Source organism: Pseudomonas sp. NBRC 111143 (assembly GCF_001320965.1).
Lineage (GTDB): Bacteria > Pseudomonadota > Gammaproteobacteria > Pseudomonadales > Pseudomonadaceae > Aquipseudomonas > Aquipseudomonas machongensis.
In genome coordinates, this window is sequence record NZ_BCBT01000097.1 from 1 (window position 1) to 6,039 (window position 6,039).

At 61.9% G+C, this 6,039-nt stretch carries 6 protein-coding genes; all 6 read left to right on the top strand.

What is annotated here, in order from left to right:
• On the top strand, positions 1-336 hold a 336-nt coding region (locus tag APH44_RS30265), incomplete at its 5' end, for a hypothetical protein (protein WP_218187353.1).
• A gap of 11 nt (positions 337-347) precedes the next feature.
• Positions 348-1,052, top strand: coding sequence for a StbB family protein (gene stbB / locus APH44_RS28600; protein WP_256250270.1), 705 nt, complete (start codon positions 348-350; stop codon positions 1,050-1,052).
• Between the two features lie 3 nt (positions 1,053-1,055).
• On the top strand, positions 1,056-1,436 hold the full coding sequence (locus APH44_RS28605; RefSeq protein WP_028691951.1) for a hypothetical protein: 381 nt from the start codon (positions 1,056-1,058) through the stop codon (positions 1,434-1,436).
• Positions 1,437-1,566: 130 nt separating this feature from the next.
• Complete coding sequence (locus tag APH44_RS28610; RefSeq protein ID WP_028691952.1) at positions 1,567-2,364, top strand: SprT-like domain-containing protein; 798 nt, start codon at positions 1,567-1,569, stop codon at positions 2,362-2,364.
• A gap of 391 nt (positions 2,365-2,755) precedes the next feature.
• A complete protein-coding gene (locus APH44_RS28615; protein WP_003124096.1) occupies positions 2,756-3,316 on the top strand; it encodes a recombinase family protein in 561 nt (186 codons plus the stop codon).
• A gap of 2 nt (positions 3,317-3,318) precedes the next feature.
• On the top strand, positions 3,319-6,039 hold a 2,721-nt coding region (locus APH44_RS28620), incomplete at its 3' end, for a Tn3 family transposase (RefSeq protein ID WP_054895643.1).

Genomic DNA, 6,039 nt, shown 5'->3' on the forward strand with positions numbered 1-6,039 from the left:
GCGATTCTGGATGTGCTCAAGGAGCAAGGTATCGAGGTCAGTATGGATACGCTCAAGAGCTACCTGTACCGATACCGCAAGGCCCAACGTGGAAACCAGGCAAAGACTGCAAGCCCAGCACCAGTGCCGCAACATTTTGAGGAACCAGCGCGGCAGGTCGAGCCGGAACAGGAAGGAGGTGTATCGTACGATACAGAACCGAGCCATGACGCGGACGAACGGCCCCATTTGGGGCCGGCTGAGTTGAGCAGGCTCATGAATCCCGGGGACGATCAAAACGCCTCGGACTTGGATCGATATGAAAGCGCAGCGCGCAGCAGAAGGAAACGCACATGAGAACCGTCACCGTGAATTTCACCGGCAACTCCGGAAAAACCACACTCTCCGATAACCTGCTTTGGCCCCGTATCGGCGGTCTGCGGTTTGCAATTGAAACCATCAACGCCGGTGCGTCGGACACCGCAGCCGAAATTGAACGCCTCAAGGGCAAACAGTTTGGCGAACTGTCCGAGGTACTGCTGACCGAGGACAAGGTTGTGGTCGACGTTGGCGCATCCAACGTTGAAGACTTCTTCAAGTTCATGGGCCAGTACGACGGCTCCCACGAAGATATCGATTACTTCCTGGTGCCGGCAGTGCCGGAGAAAAAGCAGCAGGTCGATACCATCAACACCATCAAGACCCTGGCCGCGCTCGGCGTGCCGGCGAAAAAGATCTTGGTCGTCTTCAACAAAGTCCAGATCGATGATGCCGACGATATCCCGCAGACGTTCGCGGCGCTGTTCGGCTTCCACGAAGTCGAGAAGAAATTCACCCTCAAGCGCGATGCTGTGGTGTACGCGAACGAAATTTTCGAGCGCCTGCGCCCGCTGAAAATGAACGTCACGCAGGTACTGGAGGACTCCACGGACTATCGCGCCCAGTTGCGCGATGCCAAGGACGAAACCGAAAAGGATCACGCCCTGCGCATGATCTCCGCGCAGCGCCTGGCCAAGTCGGCATCGCGCAACCTTGACCAGGTATATGCCTCGCTGTTCGGCAAGGGGAAGTGATCGATGGCCAAGGACCCAACCACGGCCCGCGAAGCGATGGTCGCGCAAATGATGGAGGACTTTGATGCCATCGTGCGGCGCCTGGAACAGGTCGACGCCGACCTGGCGGCGAAGACTTCCGAAGCCGTACGCGATGCAGCAGGCAAAGTCCTGCTGCAGACGCAGCTGAACTTCGAGTCGATGATGGAAGAACAGCGCAACGCACTGGTGCAGGCAGGACGCGAAGCGGCAGCGCGGATTGGGAATGAGATCAACCGCAGTGCGGCCAGCCTGGTGACAGCACAGGCTGAGCGCCGGGCGGTTGGGTACTCGGTAGCTCTGCTATCGATTGGTGCGGCGCTTGGCGCCGCCATCGTGTATGTCGCCTACTTAGTAGGACGGTGAGGGGGCTTGCCCCCTTTTTTTGATGTGTAACCTGTATCGTACGATACAGGTTACAATGTCTGTAACGTTCACCCCCCTGACGCCGAGTGATCAGCAGGGGGGATTCTCGCGTGCGAGAAATGGAGGCCGCATGTCCGCAACCCCAAGCCAGTTGCTCTATGACGAAATCGAGGGGGCGTACGACTGGTTCAATGATCGGTTATACGGTGGCCAGCTGCCCGGCTGCATCTTCACCCTGCAGCGCAAGGCCAACACTTTCGGCTATTACTCGCCATCGCGCTTCCTGCGCCGGAATGGCTCGGGTAAGAGCGATGAAATCGCGCTGAACTGCGCCTACTTCGCGCATCGCAGCATCAAGCAAACGCTGTCCACGCTGGTGCATGAACAGGCGCACCAGTGGCAGGACTGCTTCGGGAAGAAGTCTCGCGGCGGGTACCACAACCGCGAGTGGGCCGACAAAATGGAGGCCATCGGGCTGATGCCTTCGCACACGGGTGAGCCTGGCGGGCGCCGGTGCGGGCAGCAGATGACGCACTACATCATCGAGGGCGGTCCCTTCGATGTGGCATGCGACGAATTACTCGCAACCGGCGCCATGATTTCCTGGATCGATATCGTCACCCAGCGGGTGCCAATGTCCGCAACGCAGCTGTACGGGCCAGGTGGGGAGCCTTTACCCCAGCCCGAGGATCCGACCATCGACATACCGGCACTGACTGTTGCGGGTCTGATCCAGCCGGCAACGCCGGCTGAGGATCCGAAGAACAAGCGCAAGTACACCTGTCCCAGCTGCAAGTTGAACGTGTGGGGCAAGCCAGGCCTTAGCGGGCGGCTGCTCTGTGTGGACTGCGACGTACGTTTCCTTGAGGCCGGCGAGCTGGTGGAAGTGCCGCCCGACGCTGATGCCCAGCCGGGCGGGGACGACTGATAACCGGAGGGCGTCAGTTGCCCCCGCCTGGCCGCTGCCGGCGAGGCGACTTGCTGCCGGTGAGGCCCTAACGTATATATGCGTTAGGGCTAAGAACCAGCTGGAGATCACCTCCCATGTACATACCGTCACGCGACGACTTGCTGCAGCTGTACGAGAACGACATTAAATCGGGGGGCATAGAGAAAACGGAAAAAATCGTACGATAAGCCCTGCTGACAGCCTGCAAGCCCTTAGGTTGTGTAGTCGGTGTCCGAATGGGGTATACCCTAACTTGGCGTCAGACCATCCGGCGCTAAATCGTCAGAATAGAGTTGCCTTCCGAATTGATTGACATACGCCGTCAAGGGTCATAGATTTCTTCCTGACACATTTCCCTCAGGAGGATACCTTGCACGGTCAGCGCATCGGTTACGTCCGCGTCAGCAGCTTCGACCAGAACCCAGAACGGCAGCTCGAACAGATCCAGGTGGATAAAGTGTTCACCGACAAGGCGTCGGGCAAGGACACACGGCGGCCCGAACTGGAACGGCTGCTCGCCTTCGTGCGCGAAGGCGACACGGTCGTGGTGCACAGCATGGATCGTCTGGCGCGCAACCTCGACGACCTGCGCCGCCTGGTGCAGGGCCTCACCCAGCGCGGCGTACGCATCGAGTTCCTTAAGGAGCATTTGACCTTCACCGGCGAGGACTCGCCGATGGCGAACCTGATGCTGTCGGTAATGGGCGCGTTCGCCGAGTTCGAACGCGCCTTGATCCGCGAGCGGCAGCGCGAGGGCATCGCGCTCGCCAAGCAGCGCGGGGCCTACCGTGGCAGGAAGAAATCCCTGTCGTCTGAGCGTATTGCCGAACTGCGCCAACGTGTCGAGGCTGGCGAGCAAAAGACCAAGCTGGCTCGTGAATTCGGAATCAGTCGCGAAACCCTGTATCAATACTTGAGAACGGATCAGTAAATATGCCACGTCGTTCAATCCTGTCCGCCGCCGAGCGCGAAAGCCTGCTGGCGTTGCCGGACACCAAGGATGAGTTGATCCGTCACTACACGTTCAGCGAAACCGACCTCTCCATCATCCGGCAGCGGCGCGGCCCGGCCAACCGGCTGGGCTTCGCCGTGCAGCTCTGTTACCTGCGCTTTCCTGGTGTCATCCTGGGCGTCGATGAGCCGCCGTTTCCGCCCTTGTTGAAACTGGTCGCCGACCAGCTCAAGGTCAGCGTCGAAAGCTGGGACGAATACGGGCAGCGGGAGCAGACCCGGCGCGAGCACCTGGTCGAACTGCAAACGGTGTTCGGCTTCCAGCCCTTTACCATGGGCCACTACCGGCAGGCCGTCCAGTTGCTGACCGAGATGGCCTTGCAGACCGACAAGGGCATCGTGCTGGCCAGCACCTTGATCGAGCACCTGCGGCAGCAGTCGGTCATTCTGCCTGCCCTCAACGCCGTCGAGCGGGCGAGCGCCGAAGCAATCACCCGCGCCAACCGGCGCATCTACGATGCCTTGGCCGAACCGCTGTCGGACGCGCATCGCCGCCGCCTCGACGATCTGCTCAAGCGTCGGGACAACGGCAAAACGACCTGGCTGGCCTGGCTGCGCCAATCGCCCGTCAAACCGAATTCGCGGCACATGCTGGAACACATCGAACGCCTCAAAGCGTGGCAGGCGCTCGACCTGCCTTCTGGCATCGAGCGGTCGGTGCACCAGAACCGCCTGCTCAAGATCGCCCGTGAGGGTGGCCAGATGACGCCCGCCGACCTGGCCAAGTTCGAGGCGCAGCGACGCTATGCCACCCTGGTGGCGCTTGCCATCGAGGGCATGGCCACCGTCACCGACGAAATCATCGACCTGCACGACCGCATCCTGGGCAAGCTGTTCAACGCCGCCAAGAACAAGCATCAGCAGCAATTCCAGGCGTCCGGCAAGGCGATCAACGCCAAGGTGCGGTTGTTCGGCCGCATCGGCCAGGCGCTGATCGAGGCCAAGCAGGCGGGCCGCGATCCGTTCGCCGCCATCGAGGCCGTCATGTCCTGGGATGCCTTCGCCGAGAGCGTCACCGAAGCGCAGAAGCTTGCGCAGCCCGAGGACTTCGATTTCCTGCACCGCATCGGCGAAAGCTACGCCACGCTGCGCCGCTACGCGCCGGAATTCCTTGCCGTGCTCAAGCTGCGGGCCGCTCCCGCCGCGAAGGACGTGCTCGACGCCATCGAGGTGCTGCGCGGCATGAACAGCGACAACGCCCGCAAGGTGCCCGCCGACGCGCCGACCGAGTTCATCAAGCCGCGCTGGCAGAAGCTGGTCATGACCGACACCGGCATCGACCGGCGCTACTACGAACTATGCGCGCTGTCGGAGATGAAGAACGCGTTGCGTTCCGGCGACATCTGGGTGCAGGGGTCGCGCCAGTTCAAGGACTTCGAGGACTACCTGGTGCCGCCCGCGAAATTCGCCAGCCTCAAGCAGGCCAGCGAATTGCCGCTGGCCGTGGCCACCGACTGCAACCGGTACCTGAACGACCGGCTGACGCTGCTGGAAACACAGCTTGCCACCGTCAACCGTATGGCGACGGCCAACGAGCTGCCGGACGCCATCATCACCGAGTCAGGCTTGAAGATCACGCCGCTCGACGCGGCGGTACCCGACACCGCCCAAGCGCTGATCGACCAGACGGCAATGATCCTGCCGCACGTCAAGATCACCGAACTGCTGCTGGAGGTGGACGAATGGACGGGCTTCACTCGGCATTTCGCGCATCTGAAATCGGGCGACCCGGCCAAAGACAAGAACCTGTTGCTGACCACGATCCTCGCCGACGCGATCAACCTGGGCCTGACCAAGATGGCGGAGTCTTGCCCCGGCACGACCTACGCCAAGCTGGCTTGGCTGCAAGCCTGGCACATCCGCGACGAAACCTACGGGGCGGCGCTGGCCGATCTGGTCAACGCACAGTTCCGCCATCCCTTCGCCGAGCACTGGGGCGACGGCACCACCTCATCGTCGGACGGCCAGAACTTCCGCACCGGCAGCAAGGCCGAGAGCACCGGCCACATCAACCCGAAATACGGGAGCAGCCCAGGGCGGACGTTCTACACCCACATTTCTGACCAGTACGCGCCATTTCACACCAAGGTCGTGAACGTCGGCGTGCGCGATTCGACCTACGTGCTCGACGGCCTGCTGTACCACGAGTCCGACTTGCGGATCGAGGAGCATTACACCGACACGGCGGGCTTCACCGATCACGTCTTCGCCCTGATGCACCTCCTGGGCTTCCGCTTCGCGCCGCGCATCCGCGACCTGGGCGACACCAAGCTCTACATCCCGAAGGGCGACGCCGCCTATGACGCGCTGAAACCCATGATCGGCGGCACGCTCAACATCAAGCACGTCCGCGCCCATTGGGACGAAATCCTGCGGCTGGCCACCTCGATCAAGCAGGGCACGGTGACGGCCTCCCTGATGCTCCGAAAGCTCGGCAGCTACCCACGCCAGAACGGCCTGGCCGTGGCGCTCCGCGAGCTGGGCCGCATCGAGCGCACGCTGTTCATCCTGGACTGGCTGCAAAGCGTGGAACTGCGCCGCCGCGTGCATGCCGGCCTGAACAAGGGCGAGGCGCGCAATGCGCTGGCCAGGGCAGTGTTTTTCAACCGCCTGGGTGAAATCCGCGACCGCAGTTTCGAGCAG

Bases quoted from the DNA above. Each gene is read 5' to 3' on its own strand.
- APH44_RS28605 (WP_028691951.1), top strand. From the start codon at position 1,056: ATGGCCAAGGACCCAACCACGGCCCGCGAAGCGATGGTCGCGCAAATG.
- APH44_RS28610 (WP_028691952.1), top strand. From the start codon at position 1,567: ATGTCCGCAACCCCAAGCCAGTTGCTCTATGACGAAATCGAGGGGGCG.